The organism is Paenibacillus sp. 453mf, assembly GCF_900116105.1.
GTDB classification, from domain to species: Bacteria; Bacillota; Bacilli; order Paenibacillales; family Paenibacillaceae; genus Paenibacillus; species Paenibacillus provencensis.
Map to the genome: position 1 here is coordinate 2026540 of NZ_FPAC01000001.1, position 14815 is coordinate 2041354.

The 14815-nt window shown below is 45.7% G+C and carries 12 protein-coding genes; 6 read left to right on the top strand and 6 right to left on the bottom strand.

Features of this window, described 5'->3' with window-relative positions:
• Nucleotides 1–3: 3 nt before the first annotated feature.
• From BM415_RS09710 to BM415_RS09720, 3 genes are all read left to right on the top strand, one after another.
• Nucleotides 4–540 carry a chromate transporter gene (locus BM415_RS09710; RefSeq protein WP_091157276.1) on the top strand — a complete coding sequence of 179 codons (537 nt, stop codon included), beginning with the start codon at nucleotides 4–6 and terminating at the stop codon, nucleotides 538–540.
• Nucleotides 541–679: 139 nt separating this feature from the next.
• A complete protein-coding gene (locus BM415_RS09715) occupies nucleotides 680–2509 on the top strand; it encodes a UbiD family decarboxylase (protein WP_091157279.1) in 1830 nt (609 codons plus the stop codon).
• Between the two features lie 250 nt (nucleotides 2510–2759).
• Nucleotides 2760–3788, top strand: a complete 1029-nt coding sequence (locus tag BM415_RS09720) for a serine hydrolase domain-containing protein (protein ID WP_091157281.1) — start codon at nucleotides 2760–2762, stop codon at nucleotides 3786–3788.
• Between the two features lie 71 nt (nucleotides 3789–3859).
• Here BM415_RS09720 and BM415_RS09725 read toward each other — a convergent pair whose 3' ends face one another.
• The 5 genes from BM415_RS09725 to BM415_RS09745 form a co-directional block, all read right to left on the bottom strand.
• Nucleotides 3860–4825 (bottom strand): phosphotransferase, encoded by a 966-nt coding sequence (locus BM415_RS09725; RefSeq protein WP_091157284.1) that lies wholly within the window; start codon nucleotides 4823–4825, stop codon nucleotides 3860–3862.
• A 241-nt stretch (nucleotides 4826–5066) separates the two neighbouring features.
• Nucleotides 5067–5945 (bottom strand): UTP--glucose-1-phosphate uridylyltransferase GalU, encoded by an 879-nt coding sequence (gene galU / locus BM415_RS09730; RefSeq protein ID WP_091157287.1) that lies wholly within the window; start codon nucleotides 5943–5945, stop codon nucleotides 5067–5069.
• A 13-nt stretch (nucleotides 5946–5958) separates the two neighbouring features.
• Nucleotides 5959–8175 carry a bifunctional alpha,alpha-trehalose-phosphate synthase (UDP-forming)/trehalose-phosphatase gene (locus BM415_RS09735; RefSeq protein ID WP_091157291.1) on the bottom strand — a complete coding sequence of 739 codons (2217 nt, stop codon included), beginning with the start codon at nucleotides 8173–8175 and terminating at the stop codon, nucleotides 5959–5961.
• A 261-nt stretch (nucleotides 8176–8436) separates the two neighbouring features.
• Nucleotides 8437–8715 carry an HPr family phosphocarrier protein gene (locus BM415_RS09740; protein ID WP_091157294.1) on the bottom strand — a complete coding sequence of 93 codons (279 nt, stop codon included), beginning with the start codon at nucleotides 8713–8715 and terminating at the stop codon, nucleotides 8437–8439.
• Between the two features lie 186 nt (nucleotides 8716–8901).
• Nucleotides 8902–9519 (bottom strand): GntR family transcriptional regulator, encoded by a 618-nt coding sequence (locus tag BM415_RS09745; RefSeq protein ID WP_091157296.1) that lies wholly within the window; start codon nucleotides 9517–9519, stop codon nucleotides 8902–8904.
• 277 nt (nucleotides 9520–9796) lie between these two features.
• On the opposite strand from BM415_RS09745, the gene garR reads away from it, so the two are divergent.
• Genes garR through BM415_RS09760 form a run of 3 tightly spaced genes read left to right on the top strand, consistent with a single transcriptional unit; the run spans nucleotide 9797 to nucleotide 13558 of the window.
• Entirely contained in the window at nucleotides 9797–10684 is an 888-nt protein-coding gene (gene garR, locus BM415_RS09750; protein ID WP_091157299.1) for a 2-hydroxy-3-oxopropionate reductase, read from the top strand.
• A 36-nt stretch (nucleotides 10685–10720) separates the two neighbouring features.
• Entirely contained in the window at nucleotides 10721–12061 is a 1341-nt protein-coding gene (locus BM415_RS09755; protein WP_091157312.1) for a GntP family permease, read from the top strand.
• Nucleotides 12062–12118: 57 nt separating this feature from the next.
• Entirely contained in the window at nucleotides 12119–13558 is a 1440-nt protein-coding gene (locus BM415_RS09760; protein ID WP_091157314.1) for a four-carbon acid sugar kinase family protein, read from the top strand.
• Nucleotides 13559–13695: 137 nt separating this feature from the next.
• Here the strand turns inward: BM415_RS09760 and BM415_RS09765 are convergent, their stop codons facing one another.
• Entirely contained in the window at nucleotides 13696–14733 is a 1038-nt protein-coding gene (locus tag BM415_RS09765; RefSeq protein WP_170862418.1) for a serine hydrolase domain-containing protein, read from the bottom strand.
• Nucleotides 14734–14815: the final 82 nt, after the last annotated feature.

A 14815-nucleotide genomic window follows, 5' to 3' on the forward strand; every position in this document is an offset into this window, starting at 1 on the left:
ACTATGCTGTATTGGGAATTGTTTATTACTTTTTTGAAGATTGGACTTCTATCCTTCGGAGGAGGCTACGCTGTTATTCCAATGGTTCAATATGAGGTTGAAAAATATAGCTGGCTCCCCGCAGAACAGTTTCAACGAATTGTCTCTCTCGCCGGAATGTCGCCTGGCCCGATTGCTACCAACAGCGCTTCGCTAATAGGCTATCATACCGCGGGAATGACGGGAGCGGTTACGGCAACAATAGGAATCATCCTCCCTTCTTTGCTCATTGTCATACTGATCGCTGCCTTCTTCTTCAAGATCAACAAGAATCCTCTAGTACAATCCTCGTTTTACGGACTTCGCCCTATCATAACCGGACTGATTGTTTACGCAGCCATCCATTTCGGCTTCAGTGGACATGGTGACAGCATTTTTCAATGGAGTACGTTTGCCACCCTGCTCACGGCGGCAGCAGCTTTCTTCGCTATTATAAAATATAAGCTTCATCCACTATTGGTCATCCTGCTCTCTGCATGTGTCGGAATCATCTTATTTTGACAAATCAGCGAATTAATCAATATGAAGTTGAGTATTTAATGGCTGGAAAGTACTATTAAGGGAAGAGCTATTGCATTCATTTCCGGTTTATATAGTCAGAACATGTAGAATAGGCTCAGCTAGGAGTGACTTTATTTTAATGTACACAACACTGGAATCATGTTTAATTGACTTGGAGCGACACGGACATCTTATTCGGATACGGGAAGAAGTAGATCCCGAGCTCGAAATGTCCGCCATTCATCTGAGAGTATTTGAAGCAGGGGGACCCGCTCTCTTATTTGAAAATGTAAAAGGTTCGCCGTATCGGGCGGTTTCCAACCTGTTTGGAACCATTGAGCGCAGCAAGTTTATGTTTCGCCAGACCTGGGATTCAACGCAGAATGTTATCGCACTCCGCAATGATCCCATGAAAGCACTAAAAAATCCGTTTCGTCATGTCGGCGCGGCGACTTCGGCAATAAAAGCCCTGCCCCTCAAACGGGGAAGCAGCATGTCAGGCTTCAAGGAAATTAAAATAACCGATCTTCCATTAATCAAGCATTGGCCCATGGATGGAGGAGCCTTCGTGACACTGCCTCAGGTGTACACAGAAGATCCAGACAAGGCCGGCATTATGAAAGCCAATCTGGGGATGTACCGTGTGCAGCTTACAGGAAATGACTACACCGCAAATGAAGAAATTGGCCTGCATTATCAAATTCACCGCGGAATCGGAATTCATCAGCATAAAGCAAATCGTAAAGGTGAGCCGCTTAAGGTCAGCATCTTCATCGGTGGACCACCAGCACATACTCTCTCTGCGGTTATGCCGCTGCCTGAAGGATTAAGTGAGCTGTTGTTCGCAGGTCTATTATCTGGAAGAAGATTTAGATATGGATATGATGCGGACGGATTCTGTATCAGTCATGATGCGGATTTTGTCATTACTGGAGAGATTCATCCCGATGATACGAAGCCGGAGGGTCCGTTCGGAGACCATTTAGGCTACTATAGCTTGATTCATCCGTTTCCACTGATGCGTGTTCGGAAGGTCTACGCCAAGCATAATGCAATTTGGCCATTCACTGTCGTTGGCCGTCCTCCGCAGGAAGACACTGCATTCGGAGAGCTCATTCACCAGTTAACCGGAGGTGCAGTTAAGCAGGAGGTCCCCGGAGTTAAAGAGGTTCACGCTGTCGATGCGGCAGGAGTCCATCCTCTTCTGCTGGCGATCGGTTCAGAACGGTACACTCCTTACACCAAGATTAAGCAGCCGGCAGAGCTGCTTACGATCGCGAACCGGATTCTTGGCACGGGACAGCTCAGTCTTGCTAAGTACTTATTCATTGCCGCAGAGGAAGAACAGCCGATCAGTACACATCATGTATCCGAATTTTTCTCATACATACTTGAGCGAATTGATCTCAAGCGAGATATTCATTTTCAGACCAATACAACGATTGATACGCTGGACTACTCAGGCAGCGGCCTGAATCAAGGAAGCAAAGTGGTCTTCGCCGCATGTGGTGACAAGAAGCGCTCGCTCTGTATGGAAGCTCCGGAACAGCTTCAAGCGCTCCGGAATTTCGATAATCCTAGACTAGTGTTGCCAGGTGTTGTGGCACTGGAAGGACCTGCTTTTAGCAGCTATGCAGATGCAGCACAGCAGCTCGATGAATTGACAAACGCGGTCCATATGCGCGGAGACATGCCGGGCTGTCCGCTCATTATTTTGTGTGATGACAGCAATTTCCTAAGTGAATCCATTGATAATTTCTTATGGGCCACCTTTACCAGAAGCAATCCTTCTCATGATATTTACGGAGTGAATTCGGGATATTCCTATAAGCATTGGGGTTGTGACAATGTCATCATTGATGCTAGAACCAAGCCGCATCATGCCCCTCCGCTCATTCTGGATCAGGCTGTTGAACAGCGAATCGACCGTTTGTTTGCTAATAGCGGCAGCTTATCTGGTGTTCTGTAGCCTTTTAAGATAATTAGATATAACAAACAGCCACTGTACAAATAAGTGTACCAGCGGCTGTTTGTGCTTCTCAGATCTATACAAAACACGACGTATCTTTCTTCGAAATGTTAATTTGAGCCAATAGGTCTAATTAGTAACTGCCAGATTGAATCTTGTAAAAAACCATTATACTGATTTAGCACCACCATGCCGGCTCTCACCATGCTAACATGAATGAATACTCTTACATAGATTGGAGATCAATCAAATGAACACCACGCTGCAGGATCGAATTCAACGATGGATGGAACAACATCATTTTTCAGGAAGCATCTACGTCAAATCAAACGACACGGATGTACTTAAGCTCAGACACGGTTACGCAAATCGTTCAGACCTTATATTAAATCAATGGAATACCCGTTACGGTATCGCCTCTGGCTCCAAATTGTTTACGGCCATCGCGATCTGCCAACTGGTGGATATAGAGAAAATTCAATTTAATACAACGATTAACGAGTGCCTCGGCTCTTACTCCTTTCCTCATTTTGATTCGGGCATCACCGTGCATCAGTTACTGACGCATACCTCTGGTATCCCCGATTATTTTGATGAAGACCTCATGGAAGACTTTGAAGAGCTATGGATCAAGCGACCCATGTATCATATTCGTCACCTTGAGGATTTTCTGCCCATGTTCCAAAATGAGCAAATGAAGCATTCTGCAGACAGTAAATTTCATTACAATAACGCAGGTTACATCATGCTTGGATTAATCGTAGAAAAGGTAAGCCAAATGGCTTTTCAGGAATACGTAGCAGAGCATATTTTTGCGAAAGCTGGAATGAATGATTCAGGTTATTTTGAAATGGATGCACTGCCTGATCGAACTGCACTTGGTTACATAGATACTGATCAGGGCTATCGGACCAATATCTACTCACTTCCCGCGAGAGGAGGTTCAGACGGCGGTGCTTATGTAACTGTTGATGATATGATGAAGCTGTGCGAAAGGTTATTGGGAGGGAGCCTGCTGTCTACCAAGCTTACCGAACTAATCTTAACTCCACATGTAGAAGTGAGTGAGAGCACGGCGTATGGATATGGTCTCTGGATGACGAAGAATCAAGATATGGGGGAGATCGAGAAGTATGTGCTTATGGGGTATGATCCTGGCGTAAACTTTCGTGCACTCATCTATCCGGATCAATCCTTGTATGCGGTTGTATGTTCTAATCAATCAGATGGTGCTTATGAGATCATTAGTGAAATAGAAAAAGAACTTACATCCAAGTAAAACGGATTAAATTATAAAGACGAACAAACAGCCTCCTATCCATAAGCACACAAGGGGCTGTTTGTCGTTTTTTATCGTAAAATTTCAATTATGCCGAGTATCGTCTGCCTCGTTTCTTCCCGTTGTCTTATCAGCTTATCATGGGGCCAGATGCTATCAGAGTCCTGCAAATCTCCTTCGATCAAGTGCAGCATCCATAATGAAAAAGCCGCAGCGAAGAGCGTATACTCTCTCTTAAAAGCTGTTTTATCATAGATTGTTCCATTGGATCTGGTCAATTCTAAATATGTATCAAGGACCTTTTCTCGAGTTTGGGGATCCGTCTTCCTTGGAAAGAGTGGATGCGGCATGTCAAGCAAATGATATAAATCCCACATCGGCGTACTTCGGTGGTTATGCTCCCAATCCATCACAACAATTCTGCCGGAAGAAGTTCTTCCAAAGTTACCGGGATGCAGATCTCCATGTGAATATACTACCGCTTGTGAGAAACCGTGACTCTCCAGTAGATGAAAAAAGTAGTCTATACTTTTCTCAACACTCCCTAACGCTCGCAGCAAATCCATACTTATACTTCTCTTCGACATCAGGTTGGACAGTATTGAAGCTAATCCCGGCTTCTGACCATAACTTGTTAGCTCAGGATAGGATGCTAGTGGTACAGCGTGCCATATTGCCATCCATTCCGTAACCTGTAGAAGCATTGCTTCATCGGCATTATGTTCCAGGGTTCCTACATCTTCGAAGAGGAGCCAAGGGATATCCTCCTGATGATCTCCTTCGGAATGAGCGATCAGCCTTGGATACATAGAAGGGAGATAAGGCAGCACACGAGCATATGCCCAGCTCTCTCCAGTAAATACTGTATCGGTAGGAAGCTGCTTCAAGATATAGCTTGTGGAGGAATCTGTGATCAGACGCTCTACCCTCCTGCCTTCTAGACCCATATGGAGCATTTCACGAGCGTGGACGTTTATATCAAGAGCAGCCAGCCCTGCGGGAAGTGGCCAGTGCTCATATTTCTCTGACTCTATCAAACTCTTACTTCCTCCTACTCGGTCAAAATGATCATCGTATCAAGTATAATCTAAATCCGATATTTGCGGCTATTTTTAGTATATTCTCCATACAGCAGTATACGCCTCATTGCACCGTTCTCCTGCCCTCTCTTAGAGACAAGGTCTGAGATACACCGGCAAATGAGGCGTTAACCTAACAGCATTTGATGTATTCATATGCATTACATATTACTAATAGAATGGCTACAAGCAAGATCAATTAAAATGATTCGCTGCGCTTCAGAACTTCTTTCAAATAAACCGCCAGGTCATCCTTCAATTCATCATTCTGCATGGCATAATGAATCGTGGTTTGAATGAAGCCCAGCTTCTCGCCCACATCATGACGAGTTCCGTCAAAATGATAAGCGATTAGATCCTCTTCGAGGCCTAGTTTAGCGAGCGCATCGGTCAGCTGAATCTCGCCGCCAACCCCGGCAGGAATATCACCCAGGATATCAAAAATACGCGGCGTCAATATATAACGACCGAGAATGGCCAGATTGGACGGGGCGTCCTCTCGCTTCGGTTTCTCCACCAAACGATTGGCCTTGTATACTCGTTCTGACAGCTCTTCACCATCCACGAGACCATAACGCGAGACCTGCTCCCAAGGCACCGGCTGTACGCCGACAATTGAAGATTCATGCTTCTCATATACATCCATCATCTGCTTGAGACAAGGCACCTTGGATTCAACGATGTCATCTCCTAGCATGACGGCAAAGGGTTCATTGCCAACAAATTTACGGGCACACCATATCGCATGACCAAGCCCAAGCGGTTCGCCTTGACGAATGTAGTGAATGTCTGCCATCTCAGACGATTTGCGCACTTCATCCAGCAGCTTCCATTTATGCTGTTCGGCCAGATTATGCTCGAGTTCAAATGAATTGTCAAAATGGTCTTCAATGGCCCGTTTGCTCTTCCCAGTCACAATGATAATATCTTCAATACCGGAAGCAACAGCTTCCTCTACAATATATTGAATGGTCGGTTTATCTACAATCGGGAGCATTTCCTTGGGCATCGCTTTGGTTGCCGGAAGGAAGCGAGTCCCCAAACCTGCTGCCGGAATAATGGCTTTACGAATTTTCATGTTGTTCTCCTCCTCATTGCTGCTGTTGTGGATGCAACTGAGCTGTATCGCTTAGTTCCTCAAGCTTTTTAAGCAGTGTTCTGAATTCTTTATTTGTTTTCAGTTGATATTTAGCATTTGTGTTGCCGGAACCGATCTTTATAGAGAACGCTTCTTCCGGAAGCGCATTAAACATGTCTTCATCTGTATAATCGTCACCCGCACCCATAATAAAATCAAAGGCTTCGGCCCGGGTTAGCAAATGAACCCCGTGTCCCTTATTGATCCGGCTGTCCTTCACCTCTAATACTTTGTTTCCTTCAAGCACACCAATACTCATGGACTGCGTGATCGATAGCAGCGCTTCTCTAAGCTCATCCCGCTTAAGCGCGATGACATCTGGCTCGCACTGTCTATAGTGCCAAGCTAGCGAGAATTCCTTCTCTTCAATCAGCGAGCCTGGCATCCGGTCTGTATACATTTCGAGAATGTGGCGAATTCTGTCCTTCCATTCATTATCAACATTAATGGTCTTGATCCATTCTTCACCAGCTTGCTTAAACCACAAACCATGGGAGGCAATCAAATGAAGGTTCAGATCACCGAGCCATTTCTCGATGACGCCGCGATCTCTGCCCGTAATGATGACCACCGTATTCTTCGGATCCTGCGACAGGTTCGCCAGCAGCTGTCTGAGTTCCTCATCCGGTTTTGCTTGCTCCGGAGTCGGCTTGAAGCCGACAAGCGTCCCATCATAATCGAGCAGGATCAGGCGACGCTCTGCATCCGTATATGCTGTTTTTATCGCAGAAGAATCAGAGACATCGAGCATCGGCTTGGTTTGCAGGGCCTCTGTCTCGCTATTCTGCAGAGCGGTAATAAATTCGTCCGCCCAGAAATTGATGTTATATCTGGAGAGACGATGATGCATCATCTTGTTGCGTTCAATCTTCTCATGATCTGGCATATCAAGCGCGGTCTTAAGTCCTTCAGCAATCGCACCGTGATCATTCGCGTTAACGATGACAGCCTCACCCAGCTCGCTTGCCGCTCCTGCCGTTTCACTCATCACCAGCATCCCTTTATAATCATTGCGTGAAGCAATATACTCCTTCGCCACCAGGTTCATACCGTCTCGAAGCGGTGTGACCAGCAGTACATCACTATGGCGATAGAAGGCAATTAGATCATCCTGACTAAATGTGCGGAAGAAGAACCATATGGGCATCCAATTCACCGTACCGAACTGGCCATTCACTTCACTGACGAGCACTTCGATATGTTTTTTTAACGTGTCATAGGTTTCCACTTCCACTCGGGAAGGTGCAACAATAAGATTCAGGCGAACCTTCTCGTGATATTCCGGGTATTTCGTCAAGAACCGCTTGAAGGCTTTGATTCGGTCAGGAATACCCTTGGTATAATCCAGCCGGTCAATAGACAGAATGTTCTGGATGCTGCGCGTGCTTTCTACAAAATTCACCAGTTCACTCGACAGCTCAGCTGTACTCGATTTGGAGAAATAATCATAATCAATTCCCATTGGGAATGCTTCGACCTGTACGGTATGTGTCTCATAGCTGAGTTTGTTCAAGCTGTGTTCCACGCCGAGTATTCTACGTACTGTACTGAGGAAATGCCGAACATAATCATAAGTATGGAAGCCGAGCAGGTTGGCACCTAGCAATCCCTGAAGTATCTCTTCACGCCAGATTAATAATCTGAATATTTCGAAGGAAGGGAAAGGAATGTGGAGGAAAAATCCGATTTTGGCATTCGGGTATTTCTCTCTAATCATTTGCGGCAGCAGCATCAGCTGATAATCATGCACCCATATCGTATCATTAGGCTCAATGACCTCATCCAGTGCATCAAAGAATTTCTGATTAACTCTCTTGTAGGCCTCCCAAGTATCGATGCTGTATTCCGTATGGCTCGTGAAGTAATGAAATAAAGGCCAGATCGTTTCGTTACAGAAACCATGATAATATTGATCAATCTCTGGCTCAGACAGAAAAACCGGAAGGCAGTTATATTGTTCTGTCAGTTCCGTGTTAATGGACCCTTTCTCCTCTTCAGACAGCTCATTGCTAGAGATGCCCGGCCAGCCGGCCCAAACGCTGTTTCCTTGTTCATGGTAGCTCTTGAGTCCTGTTGCCAACCCACCAATACTCTTACTGTAGGTGAGTTCCGACTCGTTCTTCTTGACAGTGACAGGCAGACGATTGGATACAAAAATAAGTTTACTCAATGGTGATCCCCTTTCCAGTAAAAGTTTCGCTGTTCTCTAATTTATATAGTTCTATAATGCTTGAAATTCCGCTCTTCCAAGCAAGTTACCTGTAACTTTCATACCCGCTTTCATCGAAAATGACTCAATTTCATGGGATAAACCTGATAATCGCGGTCTTTATCCGAACAATAGACAAGGCCTCAACAAGGATCTGAACATAGCAAAAAAACCTGGAAAATGTATCTCCAGGCTTTAACCTTTTACGATATGAATCTCATGTTATGCTTCCATTCCTGGAACCCTGCTGAAGCATTCGATCAACGTTTCAAGTGCCTCGAGCTCATCCTTCCCTCTCGTGGACAAGCGAATCTTCGTTCCCGCATGAATGGGCTGCAGGATCATCCCAAGGAGGCTCTTCACATCAATCACATGCTCATTGTCGTTGTGGTCTGTGTACGTGATGATAATTTGTGAGACAAAGCTTGAAGCCAAATTCGAGATTTGAATGAGTTCCTGCTGAACGTATTCAGATTGCACGATGAATTCATGTACCCTCACATCCATCACCCCTGTCTATTGATAATAGCTGTATGCAGATTCAAATCAGTTGGTGATACAGGCTTTCAGCCATCTCCAATTGTACAATTATTTTAAAGGAAACGAGCTTAATGGTAAACGGTTACAAAAAAACCGAAGTACGTGCTCATGTTATGAGCATCGCATTATTGATGACCGGCTACTCCTTCAATCCTTGCTTAAATGCAGATAGAAATTAAGATCAGCCTCAAGGTGAACTTTCATCAGCCTCTCGGCCTCTTCCCCATTATGGGCCATAATGGCATCCAGAATTTGCTGGTGTTCCTCGATCAAAAACGGGCGCTTATAATGGACGACCGCTCTGCGGAACAAATAGATGATGGATTGCATGCGCTCAATAATGTTAATAAGCTCGGGGTTGCGGCTTGCCTTGACAATGAGATCATGAAACAGCTTGTTCGCTTCCATCGTCTCGACCACATTACCGTGCTGTGCCTTATCAATACACTGCTGAAGTTGTTTCTGTGAGGCTTCATCCATGTAGATCGCTGCACATCGAGCCGAATACCCCTCTAGAAGTATCCGTACTTCAAAAATATGCCGCAGGTCCTCATCCGTCGGACTAACTACACGCTTGCGTTTAATTAACCCCTCTTGTTCCAGCTTCCGAATGGATTCTCTAACGGGCGTTCGGCTAACCCCCATCTCTTCAGCGAGTCTTTCCTCCACCAGCTTCGTCCCGCCAGGCAGATCCCCGTTTAATATTTTGTCTCTAATTTGCTCATAGCAATGGATGTACGCCGCTTGTAAACCTTGCTTTGCCATATCTAGTACTCATCCTTTTCATCCTCTTAAAACCCTCTATAAATGGGAATCTGACCTTCATTATAGGGGAAAATCAGTTCTAATAAAAGCAAAATCGCCAAAATCAAGCAAGTACGACTTAGATTTTGTATTCATTTTAGTATTTTTTGTATACAATTTTTATAATTATTGTGTACATTATTGAACTTTTTGTGTACAATACATTTGAAATTGTGAAATCTTAAGACCAACCTATTACAAAATAATGGTCAAATGATCATACAAGGAGGAATTCATCATGAGAATTGGCTTCATAGGACTAGGGATCATGGGTAAGCCGATGGCAGCGAATCTATTAAAGAAGGGGTACAACATCATCGTCAATGACCTAAATCATTCGGCTGTGGATGAGCTGAAGGGACTTGGGGCAGACACTGGGCTCACTCCTAAACAGGTCGCAGTTGAAAGCGATATCATCATAACGATGCTTCCGAACAATGCGATTGTAAAAAGTGTCATTCTAGGTGAAGACGGCATCATTCACGGAGCAAAGGAAGGCTCGATCGTCGTCGATATGAGCTCCATTTCGCCTGTCACTGCGACAGAAATTGCTGACGCTTTGAAGAAGCAAGGGATCGAAATGCTGGATGCACCGGTCAGCGGAGGAGAACCTAAAGCGATTGATGGAACCTTGTCTGTTATGGCGGGTGGAAATGAAAACGCATTTAATCAAGTTAGACCCATTCTCGCCTGCATGGGTAAGGATATTACCTGGGTTGGTCCGAGCGGCAGCGGCGCCACAGCCAAGCTGGCGAATCAAATTATGGTAAATGTAAACATTGCCGCCATGTCGGAGGCTCTCGTACTGGCAGCCAAGGCCGGCATTGACATTGAGAAAATGTATCAGGCTATTCGCGGCGGACTTGCTGGAAGCGCTGTACTAGATGCGAAGCTTCCAATGATTATCGAACGCAACTTCCAAGCTGGAGGTCGTGTAGACATTAATTTGAAGGATTTGACCAATGTGATGGAGACAGCTGATGCCTTCGAAATGTCACTTCCTCTTACTGAACACGTGAAGCATATATTCGAGTCCCTTAAGAAGGATGGCAAACAAGCTGATGATCATGGGGGAATTGTGCAATATTATGAGAAGCTGGCTGGTGTAGAAGTACGCAAGGCGTAGAAATTATCCTAATCTTCTAGTAAAGGTGGAAACAACATGTTAACAGGACCTATGCTGATCGTCGTCTTTCTGATCGCATTAGCATTTCTGTTTCTTCTTATTATCAAGTGGAAGGTTGAGCCGTTCCTGGCTCTCGCTTTCACTGCATTTGCAACCGCGATTGCCATTGGGATTCCGATGAAGGAGGTTCCCGGTGTCGTTACCTCCGGCTTCGGAAGCACACTGACAGGAGTCGGTATATTAATCGGTCTTGGTGTTATCTTCGGTCAATTTCTGGGGGCATCTGGTGCCGTCGAGAAAATTGCAAGCTCCATGCTGAAATTATTCGGTATTAAAAAATCACCTGCAGGACTGGCTTTATCCGGTACCGTAGTTTCAATTCCCGTCTATTTTGATGCTGCATTTGTCATTTTGAGCGGACTGCTTAAGAGTCTTGCCTCACGAACAGGAATCTCGATCGTTACCTTTGTAACCGCTCTCGGAGTCGGGTTAATTACCGCGCATAATATGATCGCGCCAACGCCGGGGCCGATGGTTGTGGCAGAGAATACAGGCTCGGATTTAGGTCTGTTTATTCTATACGGTATTATCGTAGCCATTCCAGCTACACTCGTTGGGGGCTATATCTATGGAATGTTTATTGGTAAAAGGATCAAGACGGAAGAAGAGATCACTATTGAGGAAGAAGTTAAGCAACTGCCACGGAAGGAAATCAGCACAGCGATGTCCTTCGGTATGCTGGCACTTCCCATCGTACTGATCCTTGCCAACACCATTTCTCAAATGCTGTTTCCTGGGACATTCATTGAAACGTTGTTCGGATTTCTTGGAGACAAGAACGTTGCCCTGCTGATCAGTGTATTAGCTGCAATTGTCCTGCTTCGGCCTTATATTGCAGAGGATTCAGGCAAATTGTACACGGAAGCCATCGCAACAGGCGGTATGATCATCCTGATTACCGGTGCTGGGGGCGCATTCGGTGCGGTCATTAATCACAGCGGAATTGGTGACTATCTGATTACGACCATGCAGAGCTGGAGCATTCCTGTACTGCTGCTGGCATTCATATTCACACAGATTCTGCGGGCATCACTCGGATCTTCAACTGTAGCTCTGGTAACTACATCAAGTATTATGGGACCTCTCGTTACTGACCTTGGTGTATCTCCTATCCTTCTTGGACTTGCGATCTGTGCCGGTGGTATCGGCCTATCACTCCCGAATGATTCCGGATTCTGGGTTGTCAACCGGTTTGGTAAATTGACCGTTACCCAAACGCTGAAGGTATGGACACTTGGTGGATTTATAGCAGGATTGACAGCGCTTGCGACAGTGTATGTATTAAGCTTGTTCAGCGGAATTCTGCCAGGCATTTAACTTAATAAAGACCCATTTTGCAAAAACACGACAATATATAGATAAGGTGTGGATACGATGAGTGGAACAACAGAGAAACGGAAGGCTGCCGAAATATTTGATCATCTTCCTTCACTAGATGACGAGATGGTACAACAGCTTCTATCGAAGGAACTTGCAGAGCTAGACCGTAAAATAATCGTTCTGGACGATGATCCGACAGGTGTGCAGACCGTCCACGGCATATCGGTATACACGGACTGGTCTTTGTCCACCATGCGGAGTGGATTTCGAGAGGAGCAGTCCATGTTCTTCATCCTGACGAACTCGCGTGCCATGGTGGCAACGGAGACGGAAGAGGTTCACAAGGAAATTGCCCGCAATGCGGTCGCGGCTTCTAAAGAGCTTAACAAGCCTTTTCTCCTGATCAGCCGGGGTGATTCTACATTACGAGGCCATTATCCACTGGAGACTGATACACTAAAGGATATGATTCAGGCGGAGTCTGGAGCAATACTTGATGGAGAAGTCATTCTTCCTTATTTCAAGGCAGGCGGACGTTATACGATCGACAACATTCATTATGTACAGTATGGTGAGGAGTTAGTTCCTGCTGGCGAAACTGAATTTGCCAAGGATCGAACCTTTGGTTATGCGAGCTCTCATCTAGGTGAATGGGTTGAGGAGAAATCAGAAGGCGCTTACCTGTCCAAGGACACCACTTACATTGCTCTGGATCGACTGCGTGCAGTAGACATTGATACGATTGTAGAGCAGCTAATGCAGGTCCAACAATTTAACAAAGTCGTGGTGAATGCCGTTGACGATGTAGACGTGAAGGTCTTTACCATTGCTCTGATTCGTGCGATTCGAAACGGAAAGAATTTCATGTTCCGCACAGCGGCTTCCTTCACCAAAGTCATTGGAGGAATCGGCGACAAGCCGCTGCTGAGCCGGGAAGAGCTAATTCCCTCTCCTTCTAATGAAGGCGGTCTCATTCTTGTCGGATCACATGTCCAAAAAACAACCGAGCAGCTTGAACAATTAAAAACACTGACGGATATCGCTTTTATCGAATTTGACGTACATCTCGTTACCGATGACAAGGCGTTCGCAGCGGAAACAGAGCGTGTCATCTCCGCTGCCGAGCAAGCCATTGCATCCGGCAAGACGAGTACCGTATATACTCGCCGTGAACGACTGGATCTCGGAGAAGGTATGAAGTATGAAGAATTGAAGCAGTCGGTAAAAATATCCGATGCGGTAACAAGTATCGTCCAGCAGCTGAAGGTTCGCCCCCGCTACATCGTAGCCAAAGGCGGCATTACGTCAAGCGATATTGGAACCAAGGGACTTGAAGTACAGCGTGCTACCGTTGCAGGTCAGATCAAACCCGGCGTTCCAGTGTGGATTACAGGTGAGGAGAGCAGGTTCCCACATATCCCTTACATCATCTTCCCTGGTAATGTCGGGGATAAGGATACGCTTAAAGAAACGGTTGAGCTGTTGGAGCACTAATAGATCTGATGTATAATCACGTGTATAAACCAAACAAGGGCTGGCGGAAAACCGTCAGTCCTTGTTTATTTTATCGAAACATCGATCTAAAATTCTCGTTCATCACGAAGGGATGTCCGGGTGACATGTTGTCTCTACTAATTCAGACAGGAACTGAATACATTGTGCACATGAATGTTGTCCACCGTTTTGGCCAGCTGCGCTGTCATCAGCACAAATGCATACCCTTGCTTCGGATAGACCCAGACCATGCAGCCGCCAATTCCGTTGTGACCAAAAATATCTCGTTCAATGTACCCTTTGTGACGAGCAGGCATTTTCCATACATATCCGTAATCTGACTCCACCTCGGCAATATGAAGTGTCTGCGGTGTAATCATCTGTCTGAAGGTCAGCGGCTGTAGAAGACGCTTGTCCTCCGCATATCTCGTTTCATTCAGCATCGCTTTCGCAAAGATCATCAGATCATCCGCCGTGCTGATTAAGCCGCCAAAAGGCAGCTTAGCACTCATCAGCTGGTCCATTCGCCCGGCTATAGCTTCAAAGCTTCCAATCGGTGCCATTCTGGACTGATTCTCTCCAGGTACACCAAAGCCGGTATCCTTCATGCCCAGCGGATCAAAAATATGTGTGTTCAAGTAATTCTCATAGGTCATTCCGCTGACTCTCTCAATGATCTCCGCCAGAACCGTAAATGCAATATTGTTATAGTTAACTGCCGTGCCTGGAGCCGCCGTCAACGTACTGGATACGAGTGATGTAAAGATCTTAGCATGATTCATCCCGTCTGCTTCCAGTTTCCCTTGAGCCCATCTTGCCATATAGGATTCATCGAGTCCTGACGTGTGGGTCAGCAAGTGCCACAAGGCAAGCTTGTCTTTACCCTGTTCACCGAACTCAGGGAGAAGCTCAGTTATAAGCTGTGCTGGATGCAGCAAGCCCTGCTCCCATAATTGCATAATGGCTAGTCCAAACATGGGTTTGGTAATGGAGAATACCGGATAAGTGCTGGTACTGTCTATTTTTGTTCCATTCTCATGATTACCATAAGACCGAAGATCAATGGTATGCTCTTTGTCTGTGATGCCAAGTACACCAGATGGCCATGCCCCAGCCTGTACTTTCTGTTCGATATACCGATACATGGGTTCAAATTGACTTAATTGCTGGCTCACTCCTGTTACCTCCATCTGTCTATGTATATTCGGGCTGCTTCAATCTTGCATTCGTTTAGCCCATATCATATCGTAACACGGA

Excerpts from the sequence above, each read along its gene's own strand:
- BM415_RS09710 (WP_091157276.1), top strand. The coding sequence starts at position 4 with ATGCTGTATTGGGAATTGTTTATTACTTTTTTGAAGATTGGACTTCTA.
- BM415_RS09715 (WP_091157279.1), top strand. The coding sequence starts at position 680 with ATGTACACAACACTGGAATCATGTTTAATTGACTTGGAGCGACACGGA.
- BM415_RS09720 (WP_091157281.1), top strand. The coding sequence starts at position 2,760 with ATGAACACCACGCTGCAGGATCGAATTCAACGATGGATGGAACAACAT.
- galU (WP_091157287.1), bottom strand. The coding sequence starts at position 5,945 with ATGAAAATTCGTAAAGCCATTATTCCGGCAGCAGGTTTGGGGACTCGC.
- BM415_RS09745 (WP_091157296.1), bottom strand. The coding sequence starts at position 9,519 with ATGGCAAAGCAAGGTTTACAAGCGGCGTACATCCATTGCTATGAGCAA.
- garR (WP_091157299.1), top strand. The coding sequence starts at position 9,797 with ATGAGAATTGGCTTCATAGGACTAGGGATCATGGGTAAGCCGATGGCA.
- BM415_RS09755 (WP_091157312.1), top strand. The coding sequence starts at position 10,721 with ATGTTAACAGGACCTATGCTGATCGTCGTCTTTCTGATCGCATTAGCA.
- BM415_RS09760 (WP_091157314.1), top strand. The coding sequence starts at position 12,119 with ATGAGTGGAACAACAGAGAAACGGAAGGCTGCCGAAATATTTGATCAT.